22 protein-coding genes are annotated in these 24071 nt (G+C 54.9%); 9 read left to right on the plus strand and 13 right to left on the minus strand.

Features of this window, described 5'->3' with window-relative positions:
* The first annotated feature begins 182 nt into the window (after window positions 1-182).
* Genes nikA through nikR form a run of 6 tightly spaced genes read left to right on the plus strand, consistent with a single transcriptional unit; the run spans window position 183 to window position 5478 of the window.
* Window positions 183-1754: a nickel ABC transporter substrate-binding protein gene (gene nikA / locus SOM82_RS09270; RefSeq protein WP_414672099.1), complete on the plus strand. Its 1572-nt coding sequence runs from the start codon at window positions 183-185 to the stop codon at window positions 1752-1754.
* Entirely contained in the window at window positions 1754-2698 is a 945-nt protein-coding gene (gene nikB, locus SOM82_RS09275) for a nickel ABC transporter permease subunit NikB (protein WP_320459365.1), read from the plus strand. Before nikA ends, nikB begins: the two co-directional genes overlap by 1 nt.
* Complete coding sequence (nikC, locus tag SOM82_RS09280; RefSeq protein ID WP_320459366.1) at window positions 2695-3528, plus strand: nickel ABC transporter permease subunit NikC; 834 nt, start codon at window positions 2695-2697, stop codon at window positions 3526-3528. The genes nikB and nikC overlap by 4 nt, the downstream gene beginning before the upstream one ends.
* Window positions 3528-4292 carry a nickel import ATP-binding protein NikD gene (nikD, locus tag SOM82_RS09285; protein ID WP_320459367.1) on the plus strand — a complete coding sequence of 255 codons (765 nt, stop codon included), beginning with the start codon at window positions 3528-3530 and terminating at the stop codon, window positions 4290-4292. The genes nikC and nikD overlap by 1 nt, the downstream gene beginning before the upstream one ends.
* Complete coding sequence (gene nikE, locus SOM82_RS09290) at window positions 4289-5071, plus strand: nickel import ATP-binding protein NikE (RefSeq protein ID WP_320459368.1); 783 nt, start codon at window positions 4289-4291, stop codon at window positions 5069-5071. The genes nikD and nikE overlap by 4 nt, the downstream gene beginning before the upstream one ends.
* Window positions 5072-5076: 5 nt before the next feature.
* A complete protein-coding gene (gene nikR / locus SOM82_RS09295; RefSeq protein WP_154125288.1) occupies window positions 5077-5478 on the plus strand; it encodes a nickel-responsive transcriptional regulator NikR in 402 nt (133 codons plus the stop codon).
* 4 nt (window positions 5479-5482) lie between these two features.
* Here the strand turns inward: nikR and rstB are convergent, their stop codons facing one another.
* From rstB to rstA, 6 genes are all read right to left on the minus strand, one after another.
* A complete protein-coding gene (gene rstB, locus SOM82_RS09300; protein ID WP_320459369.1) occupies window positions 5483-6781 on the minus strand; it encodes a two-component system sensor histidine kinase RstB in 1299 nt (432 codons plus the stop codon).
* A 289-nt stretch (window positions 6782-7070) separates the two neighbouring features.
* On the minus strand, window positions 7071-8318 hold the full coding sequence (locus SOM82_RS09305) for an MDR family MFS transporter (protein ID WP_320459370.1): 1248 nt from the start codon (window positions 8316-8318) through the stop codon (window positions 7071-7073).
* 14 nt (window positions 8319-8332) lie between these two features.
* Window positions 8333-9094, minus strand: coding sequence for a siderophore ABC transporter ATP-binding protein EitC (gene eitC, locus SOM82_RS09310; protein WP_320459371.1), 762 nt, complete (start codon window positions 9092-9094; stop codon window positions 8333-8335).
* A complete protein-coding gene (locus tag SOM82_RS09315) occupies window positions 9094-10131 on the minus strand; it encodes a FecCD family ABC transporter permease (RefSeq protein WP_320459372.1) in 1038 nt (345 codons plus the stop codon). Before SOM82_RS09315 ends, eitC begins: the two co-directional genes overlap by 1 nt.
* Window positions 10131-11129, minus strand: coding sequence for a siderophore ABC transporter substrate-binding protein EitA (gene eitA, locus SOM82_RS09320; RefSeq protein ID WP_154125293.1), 999 nt, complete (start codon window positions 11127-11129; stop codon window positions 10131-10133). Before eitA ends, SOM82_RS09315 begins: the two co-directional genes overlap by 1 nt.
* A gap of 885 nt (window positions 11130-12014) precedes the next feature.
* On the minus strand, window positions 12015-12731 hold the full coding sequence (rstA, locus tag SOM82_RS09325) for a two-component system response regulator RstA (protein ID WP_320459373.1): 717 nt from the start codon (window positions 12729-12731) through the stop codon (window positions 12015-12017).
* 127 nt (window positions 12732-12858) lie between these two features.
* On the opposite strand from rstA, the gene SOM82_RS09330 reads away from it, so the two are divergent.
* The gene (locus SOM82_RS09330) at window positions 12859-13194 is read left to right on the plus strand and encodes a GlpM family protein (RefSeq protein WP_154125295.1); all 336 of its coding nucleotides are present in this window, start codon (window positions 12859-12861) and stop codon (window positions 13192-13194) included.
* Here the strand turns inward: SOM82_RS09330 and folM are convergent.
* From folM to ydgH, 3 genes are all read right to left on the minus strand, one after another.
* On the minus strand, window positions 13191-13913 hold the full coding sequence (folM, locus tag SOM82_RS09335; protein ID WP_154125296.1) for a dihydromonapterin reductase: 723 nt from the start codon (window positions 13911-13913) through the stop codon (window positions 13191-13193). The two genes, SOM82_RS09330 and folM, sit on opposite strands and share 4 nt — an antisense overlap.
* Before the next feature lie 38 nt (window positions 13914-13951).
* Entirely contained in the window at window positions 13952-15334 is a 1383-nt protein-coding gene (locus tag SOM82_RS09340) for an amino acid permease (protein WP_154125297.1), read from the minus strand.
* A gap of 186 nt (window positions 15335-15520) precedes the next feature.
* Window positions 15521-16465, minus strand: coding sequence for a DUF1471 family protein YdgH (ydgH, locus tag SOM82_RS09345; protein ID WP_154125298.1), 945 nt, complete (start codon window positions 16463-16465; stop codon window positions 15521-15523).
* A gap of 534 nt (window positions 16466-16999) precedes the next feature.
* On the opposite strand from ydgH, the gene pntA reads away from it, so the two are divergent.
* Both pntA and pntB read left to right on the plus strand, forming a co-directional pair.
* Window positions 17000-18529 (plus strand): Re/Si-specific NAD(P)(+) transhydrogenase subunit alpha, encoded by a 1530-nt coding sequence (pntA, locus tag SOM82_RS09350; RefSeq protein ID WP_320459374.1) that lies wholly within the window; start codon window positions 17000-17002, stop codon window positions 18527-18529.
* 10 nt (window positions 18530-18539) lie between these two features.
* On the plus strand, window positions 18540-19928 hold the full coding sequence (gene pntB, locus SOM82_RS09355) for a Re/Si-specific NAD(P)(+) transhydrogenase subunit beta (protein ID WP_154125300.1): 1389 nt from the start codon (window positions 18540-18542) through the stop codon (window positions 19926-19928).
* A 61-nt stretch (window positions 19929-19989) separates the two neighbouring features.
* On the opposite strand, the gene uspE is transcribed toward pntB, so the two are convergent.
* From uspE to abgT, 4 genes are all read right to left on the minus strand, one after another.
* On the minus strand, window positions 19990-20940 hold the full coding sequence (uspE, locus tag SOM82_RS09360; RefSeq protein ID WP_154125301.1) for a universal stress protein UspE: 951 nt from the start codon (window positions 20938-20940) through the stop codon (window positions 19990-19992).
* A 137-nt stretch (window positions 20941-21077) separates the two neighbouring features.
* A complete protein-coding gene (gene fnr, locus SOM82_RS09365) occupies window positions 21078-21830 on the minus strand; it encodes a fumarate/nitrate reduction transcriptional regulator Fnr (protein WP_014070017.1) in 753 nt (250 codons plus the stop codon).
* A gap of 183 nt (window positions 21831-22013) precedes the next feature.
* Entirely contained in the window at window positions 22014-22526 is a 513-nt protein-coding gene (gene ogt, locus SOM82_RS09370; RefSeq protein ID WP_154125302.1) for a methylated-DNA--[protein]-cysteine S-methyltransferase, read from the minus strand.
* Window positions 22527-22536: 10 nt separating this feature from the next.
* Window positions 22537-24063, minus strand: coding sequence for a p-aminobenzoyl-glutamate transporter (gene abgT, locus SOM82_RS09375; RefSeq protein WP_320459375.1), 1527 nt, complete (start codon window positions 24061-24063; stop codon window positions 22537-22539).
* Window positions 24064-24071: the final 8 nt, after the last annotated feature.

The raw sequence follows: 24071 nt of genomic DNA on the forward strand, positions 1-24071 counted from the left end.
CAGGGTGCGCGTGAGTCTCGCAGGGAGAAGATAAGCTTATTGATTGAGGTTTAATTATACGGGTTTTGTATATTTATCTACTGTGGAGGCCACTCTGTTGATCCAGAGCAGGTTAAAAGTATGATGAATTATTAAAATCGTCACACGTTTTTTCTTACTCCAAAATGATTAGAGGCAACCCCTTGTCCAGACCAGGCCGTATTGTCTGTGCGATTCTGGCGTGTGCATCATTTTTCGCTCAGGCCGCCGCCCCCGATGAAATAACCACCGCATGGCCGGTAAATGCAGGACCGCTCAACCCCCATCTTTATACGCCCAATCAGATGTATGCCCAGAGCATGGTCTATGAGCCGTTAGTGAAATATCAGGCGGATGGTTCGGTAAAACCGTGGCTTGCCCAAAGCTGGACCACGTCGGCGGACGGTAAAACCTGGGTATTCACTCTGCGTGACGGCGTCACGTTCTCCAACGGTGAGCCGTTTAATGCCCAGGCGGCGGCAGAGAATTTCCGCGCGGTACTGGATAATCGCGAGCGTCATGCCTGGCTGGAGCTGGCCCGTCAGATAACCGAAGTGAAAGCGTTAAGTCGCAATACGTTGCAAATCACCCTGAAGAGCGCCTACTACCCCTTCCTGCAAGAGCTCGCCTTGCCGCGTCCGTTCCGTTTTATCGCCCCGTCACAGTTTAAAAATAACGAAACGATGAACGGCATCCGCTCCCCCATCGGCACCGGACCGTGGGTGCTGAAAGCGTCAAAACTCAACCAGTACGATATCCTGGAGCGTAACGACCGCTACTGGGGAGAAAAGCCAAAAATTCGCCAGATTACGGTGAAGGTGATCCCGGACCCGACCACCCGTGCGGTCGCGTTTGAAACCGGTGAAATTGATCTGTTATACGGTAACGAAGGGCTGCTGCCGCTCGATACTTTTGCCCGTTTCAGCCAAAGCCCGTCCTACCGCACCCAGCTTTCGCAGCCCATCGAAACCATCATGCTGGCACTCAATTCCGCCAAAGCGCCGACCAACGAACTGGCGGTGCGTGAGGCCCTGAACTATGCGGTCAATAAAAAATCGCTGATCGACAATGCGTTGTACGGCACACAGCAGGTTGCAGAGACGTTATTTTCCCCGAGCGTGCCTTACGCCAACGTCAATCTGAAACCGCGTCAGTACAATCCGCAGCAGGCAAGATCGCTGCTGGAAAAAGCAGGATGGGTCCTCCCGACAGGAAAAACCATTCGCGAGAAAAATGGGCAGTCCTTCCGGGTTGAACTGTCGTTTATCGGCACCGATGCCCTGAGCAAATCAATGGCTGAAATCATCCAGGCCGATATGCGTCAGGTGGGCATTGATGTCGCGCTGGTCGGCGAAGAGGAGAGCAGTATTTATGCCCGCCAGCGTGATGGCCGTTTTGGCATGATTTTCAACCGCACCTGGGGCGCGCCTTACGACCCACACGCTTTTATGAGCTCGATGCGCGTGCCATCACACGCGGATTTTCAGGCTCAGCTTGGCCTGGCGGACAAGCCGGTGATAGATAAAGAGATTGGCGAAGTGCTTTCCACGGCGGATGAATCCCGCCGACAGGCGCTCTATCGCGATATCTTGACCCGTCTGCACAACGATGCGGTTTATCTGCCGATTAGCTATGTGTCGATGATGGTGGTGGCCAGGCCTGAGCTTGGCGTCATTCCGTTTGCTCCCGTCGCGTCCGACATCCCCTTTGAACAGATCCAGCCGGTGACTCCCTGATGCTACGCTACATTTTGCGGCGTATCGCGCTGCTGATCCCGATGGTATTTGCGGCCTCGGTGATTATTTTTCTGATGCTGCGCCTGGGGACCGGCGATCCGGCGCTCGACTATCTGCGGCTGTCTAATTTGCCGCCGACGCCAGACATGGTGGCCTCCACGCGCGTGATGCTCGGTCTGGATCAGCCGCTGATCGTTCAGTATGGCAGCTGGCTCTGGAACGCGTTACATCTTGATTTTGGCCTCTCGTTCGCCACACAGCGTCCGGTGCTGGATGATCTTCTCCAGTTTTTGCCCGCCACGCTGCTGCTGGCGGGGGCGGCGCTGGTGCTGATCCTGTTCACTTCTGTGCCGCTGGGGATCTGGGCGGCACGCCATCGCGACCGTCTGCCTGACTTCATCGTGCGGGTGATCGCTTTTCTGGGCGTGTCGATGCCCAATTTCTGGCTCGCCTTTTTACTGGTGATGTGTTTCTCGGTCTGGCTCCAGTGGCTGCCCGCGATGGGTTACGGCGGCTGGCAGCATCTGATTTTGCCCGCTGTGTCGATTGCGTTTATGTCACTGGCGATCAACGCGCGTTTGCTGCGGGCCAGCATGCTGGAGGCCGCCGGACAGCGTCATGTCACCTGGGCGCGCCTGCGGGGGTTAAGTCATCAACAGACCGAGCGTCGGCACATTTTGCGCAATGCCTCGCTGCCGATGATCACGGCTGTGGGGATGCATATCGGTGAGTTGATCGGCGGCACGATGATTATTGAGAATATTTTCGCGTGGCCGGGCGTCGGGCGCTATGCGGTGTCCGCGATTTTCAATCGCGACTATCCGGTCATTCAGTGCTTCACGCTGATCATGGTGGTGGTGTTTGTCATCTGTAACCTGATGGTCGATGTGCTGAATGCGGCGCTCGATCCGCGCATTCGACGCCATGAAGGAGCGCATTCGTGAACTTTTACTTTTCTGCGCGCTGGCCGGTGCGCCTGGCACTGCTGATTATCCTGCTGCTGGCCGCGATTGCACTCACCAGTCAGTGGTGGCTGCCATACGATCCGCAGGCCATTAACTTGCCTGCGCGCTTGCTTTCCCCGGATAGCCAGCATTGGCTGGGCACCGATCATCTGGGGCGCGATATTTTTTCACGTCTGCTGGCGGCCACGCGCGTGTCGCTGGGCTCGGTCATAATCTGCCTGCTGCTGGTTCTGGCCCTGGGGCTGCTGGTGGGCGGCGCGGCGGGGCTACTTGGCGGACGCGTCGATCAATTCACCATGCGGGTGGCGGATATGTTTATGACCTTTCCGACCTCGATTCTCTCTTTTTTCATGGTCGGGGTGCTGGGAACGGGGCTGACAAATGTGATCATCGCTATCGCCTTGTCCCACTGGGCCTGGTATGCGCGAATGGTGCGCAGCCTGGTGATCGCGCTGCGTCAGCGAGAGTTTGTGCTCGCCTCGCGGCTCTGCGGCGCGGGACATACTCGCGTTTTTATCGACCATTTAACCGGTGCGGTGCTCCCCTCGCTGCTGGTGCTGGCGACGCTGGATATCGGCCACATGATGCTGCATGTCGCCGGAATGTCGTTTCTGGGGTTAGGCGTGACCGCGCCGACTGCTGAGTGGGGGGTCATGATTAACGATGCCCGCCAGTATATCTGGACGCAGCCGCTGCAAATGTTCTGGCCGGGACTGGCGCTGTTTATCAGCGTGATGGCCTTTAATCTGGTGGGTGACGCTCTGCGCGATCACCTTGACCCTCATCTGGTGGCGGAGCACGCTCACTAATGCCGCAACACATTGAATTGCAAAATATTGTCATCCAGGCCGAACAGGTGCTGGTCAATGGGGTATCGCTGACCCTTAAACGGGGGCGGGTGCTGGCGCTGGTCGGCGCAAGCGGGAGTGGCAAATCACTGACCTGTGCCGCTGCGCTCGGTATTTTGCCAGCGGGAGTGCGTCAAATTTCAGGCCAACTGTTGGCGGACGGCAAACCGGTCGCCCCCGAGGCGCTACGCGGTGTAACGGTCGCCACCATTATGCAAAATCCGCGAAGCGCTTTTAATCCGCTGCATACGATGGCAACGCATGCGAAAGAGACCTGTCAGGCGGTAGGTAAAGCCGCCGACGATACGACGCTTATCACGGCTCTGCAGGCGGTGGGGCTGGAGGAGCCGAACCGCGTACTCCGGCTCTATCCCTTCGAGATGAGCGGAGGGATGCTCCAGCGAATGATGATTGCAATGGCGCTGTTGTGCGATGCCCCTTATATCATTGCCGACGAGCCAACAACCGATCTGGATGCCGTCGCTCAGGCGCGCATTCTTGATCTGCTGGAGAGCATTATGCATAGCCGGGGGCCAGGCATGCTGTTGATCACGCACGATATGGGCGTGGTCGCACGGCTGGCGGACGATGTGGCGGTGATGGATCACGGCATTATCGTTGAGCAGGGCGAGGTGGAGACGCTGTTTCACGCGCCGGGCCATGCGGTGACGCGCAGGCTGATTGCGGCACATCTGGCGTTGTATGGAATGGAGCTGGCCTTATGACGCTACTGACGGTTTCTGCGCTGTCGCACCACTATTGCCGATCTCAACGGGTGCTGAACGACGTCTCCATGAGCCTGAAAAGCGGCGAAACGGTGGCTCTGCTCGGGCGCAGCGGCTGCGGGAAAAGTACGCTGGCCCGGTTGCTGGTCGGGCTGGAGACGCCCAGCCAGGGGACGGTTTCCTGGCAGGGGGAGTCGCTTTCACAGCTCAGTCACGCCCGGCGAAAAGCGTTTCGGCGCGAGATCCAGATGGTTTTTCAGGACGCAATCAGCGCGGTTAATCCGCGTAAAACGGTGAGTGACATTCTGCGGGAACCGATGCGTCATCTGTTGTCATTGTCCAGAGCAGAGCAGATGGCGCGTGTCACAACGCTGTTACGGGCAGTGGATCTGGACGACAGCATGCGCAATAAACGGCCATCGCAACTGAGCGGTGGACAGCTACAGCGCGTTTGCCTGGCGCGGGCGCTGGCGGTTGAGCCCCGGCTGTTGATCCTCGATGAAGCGGTTTCAAATCTCGATCTGGTGCTCCAGGCGGAGGTAATTGGTCTGCTCAAAAAACTTCAGCAGCAGTTTGGGATGGCGTGTCTGTTTATTACTCATGACTTACGGCTGGTGGAGCGCTTTTGTCATCGGGTGATGGTGATGGAGGCGGGGGAAATTATTGAAACACAGAACGTGGGCGAGACGCTCACCTTTTCCTCCGACGCCGGACGCCAGTTACAACAAGCGGTTCTTCCTGCCTTTCCCGTGCGCCGTCGCACCCCAGAAGAGGTTTAAGCCCGATGCAACGTGTCACCATTACGCTTGATGATGATTTACTCGAAACGCTGGACAGCCTCAGTCAACGCCGCGGCTATCACAACCGCTCAGAAGCGATACGCGATATCTTGCGTAGCGCGCTGGCGCAGGAGACCACGCAGGAGCATGGCCGGCAGGGATTCGCGGTGCTTTCTTACGTTTACGAACACGAGAAACGCGATTTGGCTCGCCGCCTTGTTTCCACGCAACACCATCACCATGATTTGTCCGTCGCCACGCTGCACGTCCATGTCAGCCATGACGATTGTCTGGAGATCGCTGTGCTGAAAGGCGATATGGGGGATGTGCAGCATTTTGCCGATGATGTCATTGCCCAGCGCGGTGTGCGGCATGGGCATTTACAGTGTCTGCCTGACGAGGAATAGCCCGTCAGACCGCCGCGGGAATTGTGATGTGATGGTAGACTGGCCAGCTAAAGCAGAATTTAGCGCCACCCAGGTCGCTCGCTTCGCAACTGACGCGACCGCCCATCGCCAGGGCAATAGAGCGAACAATAGCCAGTCCCAGCCCGCAGCCGCCCGTGGCGCGGTCCCGGCTCGGATCGAGACGGACAAACGGCTCAAATACGCGTTCGCGTTCATCGGCGGAAATTCCCGGGCCGTCATCCTCAACAGATAAACTGGCCTCGCTGCCGTTCAGGTGTAAACGAATGCGCAGTGTGGTTTCGCTATAGCGCAGGGCGTTGTTGACCAGATTATCCAGGACGCGCTCCATCAGGCGCATATCCAGCGCGCCATAGTCGCCGGGGCTGTTCTCTACCCGCAACGCGCGCTGCGGATTAACGCTTTGCACATCCTCGATATGACTGCGCAGCCAGCCAGAGAGGTCCGGCGTGCTGAGGTTAAGCTCGTTTTGCGGACGATCCAGGCGCGCGTAGGTCAACAGCTCCTCGATAAGCGCTTCCAGCTGGCCGATATCGCGGTTGAGCGCCAGAGATTCCGTCGCGGTCAGGTTCTCGCTCATCTCAAGACGATAACGCAGGCGCACCAGGGGGGTACGCAGCTCGTGGGCAATGCCGTCGATCAGCTGCTTTTTGCTGGCGATGAGCGCATTGATATTATCGGCCATCTGATTAAAGGCGACGCCCAGACGTTCAAAGCTGGAACCGCTGTCAAAATGGATCCGCTCGGTAAAATGCCCGTCACCAAAGCGCTGTGCCGCGGTTTCCAGACGCAACATATCCTGCCAGTGTGGCCGCATCCAGATAAAGACCGGAAGGGCCAGCGAGATGGCAATAAACGCCAGTAGCGCCATATCCAGCAACCGCATCTGGTGTAAAAAATATAAATAGGGGACGGGACCGACGGCCAGCACGTAGTGGCTGCGCGGAATACGCTGAATAAACGTGTACTGATCGTCTAACGCCACGATGTCGCCATCACGCAGGCGCTGGGTGGTTGCGGCATCCAACGCGTAGTTTTTCAGCGGCTCAATGCGCATATTAAAAGACAGATTCAGGTCCAGCTCTTTTAGCGTTCGCGCCCAGTCGTGCGGGGGGATTTCACGCAGTTCGCTGCGCATCAGATATAGCGAACTTTTCATCAGGTCATCCAGTGACTGTCGGCCTGCACGCTCGGCGGTGAACTTGTAAACCAGCCCGACCAGCATGGTCATCACCAGAAAACAGACAAACAGTAAAAGATAAAACTGCACAAACAGCTTTTTCATGAAATCACACCATCAATACCGGGTTAGCTAAATTGCTTTACGTTCTGGGGCATAACGGAACCGCGTAGTGTTTATTCATGCGTTCCATGCCTCGTCGGCGTTGCTATGAAAGCAGGGTTTGCCCCGGCTGACAACTCTCAAGGCATGTAATGGTGATGATGTTTATGGGTATCTGGTAGGAAAGCTGAAAATGACGCTCATTCTGCTGGCGTCATTTTTCCGCTGTAAAGATTCCGTCTTTAACCGTTTTCACTTACGGCTTCTCTTCCAGACGGGATCATCAGGCAGTTCAGGTTTTCGTGATAAGCGCTGTTTGAAGCGGGCGACAAATCAGGACCATAGCAACGGCGCTACACAACGGGAACAGCGCCAACAGCAGCCAGGGATAGATGGCCTGCGTTGACGGTACTAACGCGTTATCGAGCAGCCCGCCAAACGCAAAATTGCCCGCCAACACCGCAACGCCTCCGGCAGTGGCCAGTGCGCCGTAGTGCGCGCCAAGCGTCGACTCTTCAGCAAACCATGGGATCAGATCTTTTGCTGCCGGTACCAGCAGCATTTGTCCTGTGGTCAGCAGGGTCACAAAACAGACTGAAGGCAATAATCGAAGCCAGCCTTCCGCTGGTTCCGTTGCAGCGAATACCGCCACGCTGGCAAAGGCGGTGGAGAGCAGCAAAAAACCGGCGGGCAAGACCTTGATAGCTCCGGTCTTCCGTGCGAAACGCGCCAGCGGCAGCTGAAACACAACGATCAGAACGGAGGCCAGCATAAAGAGTGGCCCGAGGTCTTTCTCACTTCCTCCCGAACGCTGGATTTCCACCGGCAGCGCCAGATAGAGCTGGTTGTAGCTTAAAAGCCACGAACTGTAGGCAATGATAAACGCAACAAAGCGCGGCTGGCGGAACGTGGTCCACCACGGCAGAACGTTTAGCGCGTGTTTGCCGCGCTGTTCGGTGGGAAGCGCGACGGACAGCAATATCAGCGCGATGATAAAGACGCCAGCCCCTGCCAGGGCAACCTGTCGGAAACCCAGCCCCGTCAATAACGCACCCGCCACCGGGCCCAGAACGGCACCCAGTTCACCCCACACGGCAAAGATCGCGAACCACTCCGCGCGGCTGCGCTTGCCATTCGCCTCGCTTTGCGTCCCTGCTTTGGCCAGTAAGGCTTCAATCGACGGGGAGAACAGCGCTCCGCCGACGCCCGTTAGGCACGCCCCCAGAATGATTGGCCAGAGCGATTGTCCGAATGCCAGCAGCAGATAACCCAGCACGCGAATAAGGCAGCCGTAAAGGATGATCGTCCGTGCGCCAAACCGATCGGAGAGCGCACCGCCGACGATAAACATCCCCTGCTGTGAGAATGTCCGCAGCCCCAGAATCAGCCCGATAAGCCCGCCGGAGAGCATCATATCGTTGCGCAGAAATATCGCCAGGAAGGGGACGACTGCGTAAAAGCCAATATTAAATACAAACTGGCTACCAGGTAATAAGGGTGGCCAGAGCGTGACGGCTGGGCGTAGGGAAAACCGCGGCATGAAATGACCCGCTCCTAAGCGATAAAGTGAATGTGTTTTTTACCATGGAACCGGGAGATCTCAATTTTGGTTTTCACCCGGAAAACGTCCCACAGCAGCTCCTCAGAGAGAATATCCTGCGGTGTCCCGGTCGTGATAATTTTTCCCTGCTGCATCACAATCAACGAATCGCAGAACATGGCGGCGTGGTTGAGATCGTGGATAGCCACAATACAGGTCGCCGGTAGTTCGCTAATCAGCTTCATTAACTGCATCTGATGATGAATATCGAGGTGATTGGTGGGTTCATCGAGCAGGATTTCGCTGGGAGTCTGTGCCAGGGCGCGGGCGATATGGACCCGCTGACGCTCACCACCGGACAGGCTGAGCCACCCCTGATCGCATTTTTCCAGCATATCCACTCGTTGTAGCGCCGCGGTGACGGTTTCGTCATCGTGCGTACTCCAGTTAGAAAAGGGAGAGTGATGTGGGATCCGGCCCAGTTTTACCACGTCACGAACGCGCATATTGGCATCGGTTAACCCATGTTGTTCGACGAACGCCACCCGACGGGCAAGCTGCTTTTTAGCCATCCGCGCAATGTCTTTCTCGTCGAGGGTCACGCAGCCTGCATCCGGACGGCGCAAGCCAGCCAGCACACGCAGCAGGGACGATTTACCGCAGCCGTTGGGGCCGATTAACCCGACGGTTTCGCCGCGAGACACCTTCAGCGATACACCATCGACGATGACCTTTTTCCCCACTTTCCAGGTAATGTTTTCAGCGGAAATACTCATCACTTATTCCTTGAGCGATAGATAATCACGGCAAAGAAAGGCACGCCGACCAGAGCCGTCACGACCCCAACCGGCAGGCTTTGTGGCGCAATCAGCAACCGCGAGGCGATATCGGCCAGCACCATCAGAATGGCTCCGGCCAGCGCACTGGCGATCAGCAATGTGCGATGCAAGGGGCCGAAGAAATAGCGCATGACGTGGGGAATCACCAGCCCGACAAAGCCAATCGAGCCGGCCATACTGACGATGGTCGCGGTGATCAGCGCGGTGGTGGTAAAGAGGATCAGACGCACCCAGGGAACGGCAATCCCCAGTGAGGCGGCGGCATCATCTCCAAAGGTAAATGCATCCAGCGCGCGGGAGTAGTAAAGACAAACGGCAAGCCCGGCCAGAACCACCATCAACACCAGCTGAAATTCAGGCCAGCGCACGCCGCTAAAGCTGCCCAGCAGCCAGAACATCACATCGCGGGCCTGCTGCGCGCTGGCGGAGGTGCTGATGGTATAAGCCGTGATGGCGTTGAACAGCTGAGAAGCCGCGACCCCTGCCAGAATTGTGCGTTCGTTGCCGCCGCGGGCGCCGTTGGTCAAAAAGGCGACGAAGGCAAAGGCGGCGAACGCCCCGGCAAAAGCCCCGGCCGACAGCGACACTGCGCCCGTACCGATGCCCAGTACCACAACTGAAACTGCCCCTGTTGATGCCCCCGCAGAGACGCCAAGCACGTAGGGTTCCGCCAGCGCATTCTTCAATAAGCTTTGTAGAACCGCACCGCAGATGGCTAATCCTGCGCCGCAGCATGCCGCCACCAGCGCGCGGCTCAGGCGAAAGTCCCAGATCACGCTTTCGTAGATCCGGTTCAGTGGGACCTCGGTGAGCCCCATTTTATTGCTGATGGTGTAAAAAACCTGCTGCAGCGGGATCGAGAGTTCACCCACGCTGACGCCCACAGCAATCACCAGGAAAAGCAAGATGAGAGACAGCAGAAACGACGTGGTCAGAAACAAACCCTGTCGCGACGGAAGAGCGGCAGTGGTCATCAGTTCAGTCCCAGTTTTCTGAGCTGTTCACCCACCTGTTCAGCGCCGTAAATGGTCCGGATGGTCGGGTTCATCGCCTGGCCGTCCATCACCACGATATGACCCTTCTTCACCGCGTCCAGCTGGCTGACCGCCGGATCAGTTTTCAGGAATTTGATTTTTTCTTCCGCGTTATCCAGCGCCCAGCGGTTACGGTCAAGGCTGGAAACCACAATCACATCCGGATTTGCTGCAATAATGCTTTCCCAGCTTACGGTCGGCCATTCGGTCTCTGAAGTGATGGCGTTATGCCCGCCCAGGACGTTGGCGATAAAGCCGGATGCGCTGTTTTTTCCCCCCACGTAGGCGTCCGCTGACGGTGATGCGCTTGAGAACCAGAACACAAAGGAGAGATCTTTTTTATTCTTGCTGAATTCGGTACGCAGGTCATTTTCCCGTTTTTTGAAATCGGCAACGACTGCATTTCCCCGATCCTGGACATTAAAAATCGTGGCGAAATCGTCAATCTCTTTATAGAGATAGGTCATATCCCACAGCTTCTGACGGCTGCCGTACATATCCCCTGCGGCTTTTTTGGTCGCGCACATGCCTGGCGATAAATAGCTGTTGACGCCGACGGTAGCCAGATCTTCGCGTTTGGCGACTTTACTTTCCGGGCCTAACAAAAGAGGGAGTTGAGCAGGAACAAAATCAGGGTTGTGGGCAAGAATGGATTCCAGCGTGGGAATTTCTACCGTCAGCAGTTTGATTTTGGCGTTCTGAGCAGCCAGCTGCGGAAGAACCTTCGTTGGCCAAAACGCACTGGCGGCCACGTTATTTTGCAGCCCCAGCAGGAGCAAAATCTCAACGGTATTTTGTCCCAGCGCCACAACGCGCTCCGGCGGTTGGGTAAAGGTCTCTTTGTATCCACAGTTTTCAATGGTCAGAGGATATGTCGTTGCCAGTGCAGAACTGACCGACGCAAACACCATGCCTAACGCGCAGATGGCCTTTTTCATTAAACGCTATCCTTCATTAAAATCGTTATCGAAAACCCGGGAGGTATTTTTAATGTGAATGAATCTCATTACTGAAGCGGGGTTTTATACATTGACCTATAGGGGGTGTCAATGCGAGATGATGACTAAACGTTATCATTACCGCGACGGGGCGGTGTTGTGCGGGGAATGGATACCTTTTTCACTGTCTGGCAGAAGTGCGCACGGCCAAAAACGCCAGTGCGCTTGTCAAAGCAGCAAGCCCAGCGCCGTCATTGCTGGGCTGGCGGGATGAGCGCGTGGAAAGCCGTGATGGACAGATGACCCTTTTCAAAATGAAGAGTAAACGGGCCGCTCGTCGATTTTTGCGCAGACGGACAGCTTATCTTCGCCCGCATACAGATAGCCAAATGAGTCTCTGGATAGTGAGTGGAAAAGCATGTCGCCATTCGCAAAAGGAATGATCTCGGTATCACCAGAGCGTTTATGTCCGGCACCGGTTTCGAAGTTTCCTTTCCACCTTTCCTGGGTGTGGTCGTATACGTGAAGAATAATCTCTACCAGACCTCTTTGCGGGCAGTTAAGGCGTAAAAAAGTGGAGGAGAAATTTAAGGCGTGGGTAAAGCAGGGGATGGATAGCAGGCAAAACAGTACAGCTCTTAAAAACATAATAAAGATAGGGGCTCGTTCAAATTGAAACAGAAATTTAGCCTAAGTGGCAATGTTGACATTGCCCTGGATCAAGATCACATAATTTTCAACGAGATAGATTATTTGGCGTCAGTGGCTGTAGACGGTAATTCACCTTAACATCCCTGTAGGGGACTTGCCGCTATTACAGCGACTGCAGAAGCTATCTCACCAGAAAAATGCGCCGCCATGACTTCGTTGCCCGGAACGAACTCATCAGGTTTCCCACGCGTGCGGTGCGAAAAGATAGCCTTTATTACGCACGGTTTTTATGCGATACGGCTCGGTTGCGTTATCCAGCAGCTTTTTACGCAGGCGTGAGATCGCCACATCAACACTGCGATCCATTCCATCGTAGCTCACACCGCGCAGGTTTTTCAGCAGGGCATCACGATCCATAATCTGTCCGGCGTGGGTCGCCAGTTCCCACAGCAGATCAAAATCGGCGGTGGAGAGGGCGATATCCATTCCCGAGAGCAGGACCTGGCGATTCACCGGATCGATAGAAAGTGTTCCAAAACGCATCGCTTTGTGTGGTGTCAGGGACGCCGACGCCGTCTGGCTCTCCGCGGTGACGCGCTGGCGTAGATGCAGACGCAAACGGGCCAGTAACACCGCCGGGGGCGTTGTTTTGAGAATGTAATCATTCGCGCCCATCTCCAGCGATAAAATATGGTTCATGTCACTGTCGAGCGAGGTGAGAAGCACAATCGGGCCATCCCATTGCGCGCGTAAATCGCGGCAGACGGTCATACCGTCTTTGCCGGGTAACATGATATCCAGCAGCACCAGGTCGGGTTTTTCACGCAACACCACCTCTTCGGCGCGATCGCCACGCGGCTCGACAACAACGTCCATATCGTGTTTTCCCAGATAAGCGGCTATCAGCTGGCCGACTTCTGGCTCATCCTCAACAAAAACGATCTTATTCATACCACGTCTGTTTTCGCGAAAAATGTCAACATACACCGCGTTACCTCAACCTTCCATTAATCTTTCTCAATTAGCCGTCATTCCGTTATTCTGGCTGGTATTGTTATTTGATTGTTAAGGGAAAAGAATGGCGCTGTTGATCAAAGCCGCACTGGGTGCGCTGGTGGTGGTGTTGATTGGTATTTTAGCCCGGACAAAAAATTACTATATCGCCGGACTGATCCCCCTGTTCCCGACGTTTGCGCTTATTGCGCACTATATTGTGGCCTCTGAACGGGGCATTGAGGCGCTGCGGACTACTATCGTCTTCGGGATGTGGTCGATTATTCCCTATTTTATTTATCTGCTTTCGCTGTGGTATTTCACCGCGACGATGCGTCTCCCGCTGGCGCTGGGTGGGGCGGTGGTGTGCTGGAGCCTCAGCGCCTGGGTGTTAATCTTTTTCTGGAGCCGTTTCCATTAATTGAGCGGACGGCCGCCGTCGACGCCAAACGAACGCCCTGTGACATAGCAACTGGTCAGCAGGTAGTCGATAAGATCGATCACCTCTTTCTCGCCCGGCGCGATTTTCATCAGCGATTTATTGAGTGCTTTCTGGCGATATTCGGCATCGTCACCTTCGTTAAACAGAATTAACGAAGGGGCGATCGCGTTGACCTTGACCTCCGGAGCCAGCTTGCGCGCGAACGAGCGCGTCATATTGTCCAGTGCCGCTTTGCTGGCGGCATAGGCGATATGTTTGTCGCTGCCGCGCTCCACAACGTAATCGGTGAAGTGAATAATATCGCCTGCGGCATGGCCATGACCGCGCAGTAACGCCTCTAAAGCATGATTCAGTAAATAAGGCGCGTGAACGTGGATCTGCAGCATGCTGGAGAGGGTTTCGCCAAGCGGCGTGCCCGGTTTTTCCGGCAACCATGCGCTGGCGTTATGGATAATGGCGCGTAACCCGCCCGTCGCCGATTTGACCTTTTCGGCAAATTCAGCAATGCCTGCGTCCGTAGCAAAATCGGCCTGAATACACAGCGCTCCAGCCTCGCGTAATCCCTCGATGGAGGGGTAATCGTTGCGATAGCTGACGATCACCGGCTGGCGTTGATTCAGAAAATGGTGGGCAAGGGCGAGGCCGATGCGTCGGCCTCCTCCGGTAATCAAAATGGGGCGTTGCGGTGCTTTTCCCATCGCTTTCTCCTTTCAGTTCGACAATGGGAAAAGAAGGCTTATCCCATCAACATCCACGTTGCCGGAACGGCAGCAATCAGTAGCATACCGATCAACGCCATCTCCCGACGCTTCAGGGCATGTCCCAGCTGGTGTGTGCGGCGGGCATAGATAAAGACCAGCAGCCCCGGCGCATAAAGCACAACGGACAGCAGCAGATGCATTGGCCCGGAAGCATACAGTAACCATAACCCATAGATACAGGCTCCGACACCGACCACGTAATGAGCCGGACGGGTGGCAATTTTTAACAAATACGCGCCGACCAGGAAATAGGGTACCAGAATCATCTCCGAGGCAATGGTCAGCAGGGTGTTATAGTCCGAACCTGTGAGCCAGATCAGCACCAGGCACACCTGTACGCTGATGTTTGTCAGCCACAGTGACGCGGACGGCGCACTGTTTTTGTTCTGACGCGCAAACAGGCGGGGAAAGGCTTTATGCGTCGCGGCGAGGAAAGGCACTTCTGCCGCCATAATGGTCCAGCTCAGATAGGCCCCGCAGACCGAGACAATCAGCCCTGCCGCAATCACCACGTCGCCCCAGGAGCCCATCATCTTGACCATTAATCCGGCCATTGAAGGGTTACGCATGCCTGCCAGCTCCGGACGCGCCACCACCCCGATAGAGAGCAGTGTGACCATCAGATAGACGCTCAACGCGGCCAGCACGGCTAACAGCGTGGCGCGGCCCACGTCGCGCTTGTTACGCGCTCTTGCCGAGACTACTACTGCACCTTCCACGCCGATAAACACCCACAGGGTGATCAGCATGGTGTTTTTTACCTGCTCCCAAACCGGGACGCCCAGCGCAATGCCGGTGAAATCCATGCTAAAGACGTCAAGACGAAAGGCGATAAACGCCAGCACGATAAACAGGCCAAGCGGCACCAGTTTTGCCAGCGTAGCCACCAGATTAATACTCGCCGCCGTCTGCACGCCGCGCAGGACCAGCCAGTGAACTAACCACAGCAGAACCGATGCGCCAACAATAGATTGCCAGGTATTTCCGTCGCCGAAGAAGCGCAGTTCGGGGCTATCGGTAAAGAAACTGAGCGCGGAGAAAACAATCACCAGGTAAGAGACGTTGGCGATAACGGCACAAAGCCAGTAACCCCAGGCGGAGCAGAAGCCGATCAGTTCGCCAAAGCCTTCACGGGCGTATGTGAATATTCCACCGTCCAAATCCGGGCGGATACGCGTCAGTATTAACATGGCAAAGGCCAGCAGCAGGATCCCAACGCCGGTGATCCCCCAGCCGATGAGCAGCGCCGCCGGGCTGGCGACTTCCGCCATATTCTGCGGCAAACTGAATACGCCTGCGCCCAGCATGGAGCTTAAAACGAGCGCAGTTAAAGCGCTCAGGCCAAGTTTCTTTTCCATTGGCTTCCTGTTATGAAAGGACCAAATCCAGAATAATTATTTCGCACAAGCGCATAAAAATGGTGGATCACACTAAGGCGCGGGATTTTACGGAGTGTCTTGAATGCATGCAATGACGTGAGGCAGAAATTCAATTAAAAGTTACAAAAAAGGCGGCATTGCGCCGCCTTTGGTTAACCCGTTTTGTTATTTATACAGGTCAGCACTGATGGTCATGTTGTTACCACGTTCCTGCCACTGGCGGGTGATGTGGTAATACTTCGCGCCTTTCTTCTGCGCGCGTTTCGCCACCTGGTAAGACACTTCGGTCATGTTGCCGTAGTTACCGGTGAATTTAACGCTGTCGAAAGGCACCATCTGCGCGGCAGTGGCTTTGTTCAACTCTTCAATTTTTGTGCCGTCCGGCAGGGTGACTGTGTAACGACCGCCTTTAGTGGTTTGCGTTTCAAAGAAACGACCGACTTCAGCGCTGGGTGTTGCTGTCGTGGCAACGCCTGGAATTTCGACTTTCTTCGCTTCTTCACCGCCTTTAGCGATAGCTGCGCGGCCCGCTTCAGAATCTGCCGGGATCACGTCCGGGCTTTGCAGAACGCGTTTTTTGGCATCCGCTTTATAGATGAATGCGGTAATACGCTGGTTGCCACCCTGGTTGGCGTCGATCTGACGCACGATGTAGAAAGAGGCTGCACCTTTTTCTTTCGCGGCTTTGGTGATGGCGTCATTCACTTCTGGCTGGCTGCGGTAAAAGCCCTGAATGGTGACAGTGTCGAACGGCTCCAGTGCAATGGCCTGGTCTTTAGGCAACTCCATCACGCCATTGATAACGCGATTTTTTGGGGCAGTAGCTTTCGGCGCGTCTTCTTTATATAAATCGGCCACAATGCGTAAGTTGCCACCACTGCCATAATCAGAGGTATCAACGACGTAAAAAGAGGCAGCGCCTTCTTTATCAGCACGACGAGAGGCAGCCTGCACCCCGTCACCAATGGCGTTAAAACGACCCGTGATGGTGACACGATCGTAAGGTTTCAACGCTGCCGCTTGCTCCGGCGTTAACTCTGTCGCAGCGTGAGCGGACAGGGCGATCGCAGAAAGGAGTGCGGACGCCAGGAGAGTGTTCTTAAGCTTCATAAAATAATCCTTCGCCTTGCGCAAACCAGGTACTGGTGTTGTTGTTAATTTGAAATCGTCGCCGATTATGGCATTTAAAACCCGTTGCTGTCTGCGCCATTTTTTACTGACTGTGCTCCCGTCAGGATCAAATCCGATAACATTTAGTGATATGTTGAGTAAACACGCGTTTGAACAGTAAAACTGATGAAGTATATGACTTTTACAAGTTAATTTAATGTTAATGAGTTGTTCTCGTATGGGGCTATATCATGTTTTACCGCTTCGCTTGAGCTATTTATCGGCCCTGGCGATGAAATTAAGGTAAATATCGCTGTCAGAGACGGTGATCACTTATTTTTCACAGATAAAGTCAGAAATAGTGTTTTCTTGCTGTGGATCACAGGCGCTATTTTCAGTAGGTTATAGAAAGTTTGTTACTGTTTTATTTTCCGTGGTTATTCATCCCGCAGAGCTATCGAATTGGCGACAACTCATGCAAATCGCGGTCATTTATCGACAAACCATCATCAAGAACCGATGGAAGGGAAAACTATGCGTATTGGGGTACCAAAAGAACGGTTAGCCAATGAAACCCGCGTAGCCGCAACGCCGAAAACGGTCGAGCAGCTGCTGAAACTGGGTTTTACCGTCGCGATTGAAAGCGGCGCGGGCAAACTGGCGAGCTTTGATGACGAGGCATTTATTCAGGCTGGCGCTGAAGTGGTGGACGGGGCGGAGATATGGCAATCGCCTGTCATTCTGAAGGTGAATGCGCCAGAAGAGAGCGAAATTGCGCTGCTGAATCCCGGCACGACGCTGGTGAGCTTTGTCTGGCCGGCACAGAATCCGCAGCTGATGGAGAAGCTGGCCGCGCGCGGCGTCACGGTGATGGCGATGGATTCGGTGCCGCGTATTTCGCGTGCCCAGTCGCTGGATGCGTTAAGTTCAATGGCTAACATTGCGGGCTATCGCGCCATCGTTGAGGCCGCCCACGAGTTTGGCCGCTTCTTTACCGGTCAAATCACGGCGGCGGGGAAAGTCCCACCGGCAAAAGTGATGGTGATTGGGGCCGGTGTTGCCGGTCTTGCGGCCATCGGCGCGGCGAACAGCCTTGGGGCTATCGTGCGGGCGTTCGATACGCGTCCAGAAGTCAAAGAGCAGGTGCAGAGTATGGGCGCCGAGTTCCTTGAGCTGGATTTCAAAGAAGAAGCGGGCAGTGGTGATGGCTACGCGAAGGTGATGTCCGAAGCGTTCATCAAGGCGGAAATGGAACTCTTTGCCACGCAGGCAAAAGAGGTCGATATCATCGTCACCACCGCGCTGATTCCTGGCAAACCCGCGCCGAAGCTGATCACCCGTGAAATGGTCGACTCGATGAAAGCGGGGAGCGTGATTGTCGATTTGGCGTCACAAAACGGCGGGAACTGCGAATACACCGTCCCGAACGAAGTCATGACGACGGCAAACGGCGTGAAGATCATTGGCTATACCGATCTGCCGGGCCGTTTGCCGACGCAATCCTCCCAGCTGTACGGAACCAACCTCGTTAACCTGCTGAAACTGCTCTGCAAAGAGAAAGACGGTAACATCACCGTTGATTTTGATGATGTGGTGGTGCGCGGCGTGACTGTGGTTCGCGACGGCGAGATCACCTGGCCTGCGCCGCCGATTCAGGTTTCTGCGCAGCCGCAGGCAGCCGCTAAAGCTGCTCCTGCACCAAAAGAACCGCCTACACCCGTTTCCCCGTGGCGCAAATACGCGCTGATGGCGTTGGTGATTATTCTGTTCGGCTGGCTGGCTGACGTGGCACCTAAAGAGTTCCTCGGCCATTTCACCGTCTTTGCGCTCTCCTGCGTCGTCGGTTACTACGTGGTGTGGAACGTCTCTCACGCGCTGCATACGCCGCTGATGTCGGTGACGAACGCCATTTCAGGGATCATTGTGGTAGGGGCGTTGCTGCAGATTGGTCACGGCGGCTGGATTAGCTTCCTGAGCTTTATCGCGGTGCTCATCGCCAGTATCAATATTTTCGGTGGTTTCACCGTGACTCAGCGCATGCTGAAAATGTTTCGTAAAGGCTAAGGGGTAGCATATGTCTGGAGGATTAGTAACAGCTGCATACATTGTTGCCGCAATCCTGTTTATTTGTAGTCTGGCGGGGCTTTCCAAACACGAAACGTCACAACGCGGGAACCATTTCGGTATCGCGGGGATGGCGATTGCGCTGATTGCCACTATTTTTGGGCCGGATACCGGCAACGTGGCGTGGATTCTGGTGGCGATGATCATCGGTGGCGCAATCGGTATTCGTCTGGCGAAGCGCGTAGAGATGACGGAGATGCCGGAGCTGGTGGCTATTCTGCACAGCTTTGTGGGTCTGGCGGCGGTGCTGGTGGGCTTTAACAGCTATCTGTACCACGAACCCGGCATGGAGCCGATTCTGGTTAATATCCATTTGACCGAAGTGTTCCTTGGGATCTTCATCGGGGCGGTAACGTTCACGGGATCTATCGTTGCCTTTGGCAAGCTGCGCGGCAAAATCTCCTCTAAGCCGCTGATGCTGCCGAATCGTCACAAAATGAACCTGGCGGCGCTGGTGGTCTCTTTCCTGCTGCTGATGGTGTTTGTGCGCACCGAAAGCACCGGCATGCAAGTGCTGGCGCTGCTGGTGATGACGATCATTGCGCTGGCGTTTGGCTGGCATCTGGTGGCGTCTATCGGTGGTGCTGATATGCCGGTCGTCGTGTCGATGCTGAACTCCTATTCAGGTTGGGCAGCGGCAGCGGCGGGCTTCATGCTGAGCAACGATCTGCTGATTGTCACCGGTGCGCTGGTGGGGTCGTCGGGTGCTATCCTGTCATACATCATGTGTAAGGCGATGAACCGTTCGTTCTTCAGCGTGATTGCCGGCGGGTTTGGTACCGACGGCGCGGCGTCCAGCGGTGATGAAGAAGTCGGTGAACACCGTGAGATCACTGCAGAAGATACGGCTGATATGCTGAAAAACTCGCATACGGTGATCATCACCCCGGGCTACGGTATGGCGGTGGCGCAGGCGCAGTATCCGGTCGCTGAAATTACCGAGAAACTCCGTGCGCGTGGCATCAAAGTGCGCTTTGGTATTCACCCTGTTGCAGGGCGTCTGCCGGGCCACATGAACGTCCTGCTGGCTGAAGCGAAAGTGCCATACGATATCGTGCTGGAAATGGACGAGATCAATGACGATTTCGCCGATACCGACACGGTGCTGGTCATTGGTGCGAACGATACCGTTAACCCGGCCGCACAGGACGATCCGGGCAGCCCGATTGCGGGAATGCCGGTTCTCGAAGTGTGGAAGGCGCAGAATGTGATCGTCTTTAAACGCTCAATGAATACTGGCTATGCCGGCGTCCAGAACCCGCTGTTCTTCAAAGAGAACACCCATATGCTGTTTGGCGATGCCAAAGCCAGCGTGGATGCGATTCTGAAAGCGTTGTAATGCGTCAGATGTGAAAAAGCCGCCTGAGAGGGCGGCTTTTTTTATGGCTGGGTGACGACGTTTAATCGTCTTCTTCGTCATCCAGTTCAACGGGCGTTTGATACTGATCCGGTTTAATCACCAGTAGGTCGCAGCGCAGATGATCAATCACCTGTTCAGCCGTATTGCCGAGGAAGGCCGCCGAAATACCGGTCCGGCCCACCGTGCCAAGCACCACAATCCCCGCCTGCAAATGCTCAGTGAGATCAGGAATAACCTCTTCAGGCAGTCCTTTTTCTACGTGGGTCATTTTCTCATCAATGCCAAATTTCTGGCGCAGTGCTTTCATCGCCAGCAGATGCTGACCCCGAATCGCATCGTTGTAAACGCTCGGGTCAAACTCAGGCAGTTCGATAGCAATATTGATGGGTGTGACGGGATAGGCCCCGACCAGATGCACCTCGGTATGGTTAACCTGTTCGGCAAGTTGGATCGTCTCTTTCACCAGCTTTTCATTGAGGGCGTTGTGGTAATCCTCTTCACTGGCGAGGTTAACGGCAACCACCGCTTTACCGCCTTCCGGCCAGGGCTGGTCTTTCACCATCCAGACCGGACACGGACATTTGCGTAACAAGTGCCAGTCGGTTGGCGTGAAGATCACCGCTTCCAGTTTGTCGTGCTGATGCGCCATCTTCAGCAGCAGATCGTGTTTTTCGCCGATCACTTCCTGGATGATGGCTTCAAAAGGACGGTTATGCCACACCACTTTGATATCAATGGGGATGCCCGCATCAATATAATATTTTGCCTGCTCGCGGATCCACGCGGTCCGTTGGCTGATCACGCCCTGACGCATAGCGGTGCGCTCATCAGGCGACAGAAGGGTGGTCATCTCGTATGAGAAGTCATAGATCGGCAAAAACGCTTTGATTTTGCCGCCAATCCGTTGATGTAAATATACAGCTCGCCGTAATGCAGGTTGATCGTCCTGATTAGGATCGATGGCCACCAGCATGTTTTGATACTTTGCCATACAGGTCTCCTTACAACTGTCACCTCAGTCTGTAATTAAAAGAGTAACCTATATACGTTGAATGAAACAGGGGAGAAGGTTTTGCCAGATCAATAAATCTTAAAAATTTACTGACCTGGCAGAAGAAAAGCGAGGGGTCAGGCGACGTTACGGGAGTGACCGGCGAGAACCGCCAGGGCTTCACCATTTTCGATGGTGATGTATTTGCCTTTCACCGCTAACATGCCACTTTTCTGGAAACGACCCAGCAGGCGGCTGATGGTTTCCACCGTCAGGCCCAGGTAGTTACCGATATCACCACGCGTCATGGTCAGGCGGAATTCACGCGGAGAGAAACCCCGTTCGGCAAAACGACGAGACAGGTTATAGATAAACGCGGCCAGACGCTCTTCTGCATTCTTTTTGGAAAGCAGCAGAATCATGTCCTGATCGCCTTTAATCTCACCGCTCATCAGACGCATCATCTGCTGGCGCAGATTCGGCATTTTGCCGGACAGATCGTCGAGAGTTTCAAACGGAATTTCGCAAACCATAGAGGTTTCCAGCGCCTGAGCAAAGCTCGGGTGGTGGCCAGTGCCGATAGCGTCAAAGCCCACCAGATCGCCCGCCAGATGGAAGCCAGTGATCTGTTCATCGCCTTGTTCGGTGATGGTATAGCTTTTAATCGTGCCAGAACGGATAGCATAGAGCGATTTCAGTTCGTCTCCCGCTTTAAACAGCGTCTGTCCCTTCTGAATAGGCTTTTTACGCTCGATGATATTATCAAGCTGATCAAGCTCATGCTCATTCAGGGTAAAAGGGATACAGAGCTGGCTAATGCTGCAATCCTGGCAATGGATAGCACAACCGCCAGACTGAATGCGTCGTATAATTCGCTTTTCCGGGATCATAGGTTTGCTCAAGCCTTAATTGATATTGGTCAATTTTAACATCTTTTTGGAGTAGACGTAAGTCTGGTAAACCATCAATAAGGACAAGTGGCGACAATGTGTCGCCATCTTCTTGAAATTCCACAGTTTGATTGTGGAATAATGACCTAAATCATAGAAAATTAAGCACTAAAAGCCTGGTCGCTACAGCAATAAATAGCCTTCGTGACGCAGTAACCACTCTTTACGCTGAACCCCACCGGCATAGCCGGTCATGGTGCCGTTGCGCCCAATCACGCGATGACAGGGCACTACAATACTGACCGGATTGGAGCCGTTTGCCGCCCCCACGGCGCGAGCGGCTCCGGCACGGCCTAGCTGTTCGGCAAGCTGACCATAGTGCATGACGTGCCCGCAAGGGATGGCCCGCAGCGCCTGCCACACTTCGCGCTGGAAGGCGGTGCCTGCGGTCGCGGTTGGCAACGTGTCAATAATGCTGAGATTGCCCTCGAAGTAGGCGGCAAGCTTCTCGCTTAAACCGCCCGGATTGGTGGCGCTAATGCGCTCGTAACCCTCGCGATAGTGGATATTGAGCAATTCAACCATTCGGTCGCTGTGCTCTTCCCACTCCACAGCCCGCAGATTGAACTGCTCATCGGCGATCACCCACAGCGGGCCAAGCGGCGTGGCAATCTTATCTTCAAGTAATCTCAGCATCCTTTGTCCCTTAATTCAGCCGTGGGTAAATCCCCGGTCCAATTGGCAGACCGACAAGATACCATGCCACCAACATCATCAACCATACCCCTAAAAAGATAAGCGGATACGGCAGCACCAGCGAATAGTAGGTACCCAGCTTCGCTTCCGGTTTATAGCGCTGCAGGAAGCCCAGAAACAGCGGAACAAACGGCGACACCGGGGCGAGGGGAATGACAGAGGAATCCGCCACGCGGAACAGGATCTGTGCAAACGCCGGATGAAAGCCGAGCAGCATAAACATCGGCACAAAGATGGGAGCCAGAATAGACCAGATAGCAGAACCGCTGGCGATAAACATACACAGCAATGATGACAGCAACGCCAGCCCGACAAAGGCCGGAATACCGCTTAACCCGGCAGTTTCCAGAATATCGGTCAAACCGACAGCCATAAACTTGCCCATGTTGCTCCAGTTAAACATGGCCACGAACTGCGCCAGCGGGAAGACCATCACGATAAATCCGGCCATCTCTTTCATCGGTTCGATCATCAACTGCGGCAGATCGCCCTGACGGCGGATTTTGCCCGTTGCGATACCGTAGGCGAGCGAGACGACAAAAAAGAACAGGATAATCAGCGGCACAATCCCCTGGATAAACGGCGATGGCAACACGGTATGTTTCACCGGATCGCGCAGCACGCCGTTTTCAGGAACGACCATCAGCGCAACGACCGCAATAAACAGCACTGAGACAATCCCGGCCACGCGCAAACCGTAACGCTGCTCTTTGCCCAGCGTCTGCAGTTTTTCGTCACTGCGGCCTTCCCATTTTCCCAGGCGCGGTTCGACGATTTTATCGGTAATCAGGCCACCGACGATCGTCAGCACAACCACGGAGCAGGCCATAAAGTACCAGTTGTCGATCACGCTGACGTGCATAGCGGCGTCAATGGTTTTCGCCGCCTCGGTGCTGATCCCTGAAAGCAGCACGTCGGTGGTCACGATCAGCAGATTGGCGGTAAAGCCACAGCCGACACCGGCGATAGCGGCAAGCAAACCGGCCACCGGATGGCGACCCACCGCGAGGAAGATCAGCGCTCCCATTGGCGGCATAATCACCAGCGCCGCGTCAGAGGAGATATGGCTGAAGAACGCGATAAACAGCACCATATAACTGGCGTAACGGGCGCTCACAACGGATGCCATCTTCACCATCAGCGCAGGGAGGAGTCCAACGCGTTCGGCCAGACCGGCACCGAGCACCAGCGCCAGAATCGCCCCGAGTGGAGCAAAACCGCTGAAGTTTTTAATCACATTGGGTAAAAACCAGTGCAGCCCCTCAACGCTCAGCAGGTTTTTCACCGCCACCATACTGCCATCTGCCGGACTGCGCACACTGACCTCAAAAGCGGACAGCACGGCAGTGGCCACCATCAAAATGACGATCAAATAGATAAAAAGCAGGAAAGGGTGCGGCACTTTATTACCGATCCTTTCAACCCAGCCATAGAGCTTACCGGATGGGGAATGCGAAGGTATGGAAGACATACTCATGGGCGTTC

Source organism: Lelliottia sp. CFBP8978 (genome assembly GCF_034046055.2).
Lineage (GTDB): Bacteria > Pseudomonadota > Gammaproteobacteria > Enterobacterales > Enterobacteriaceae > Enterobacter.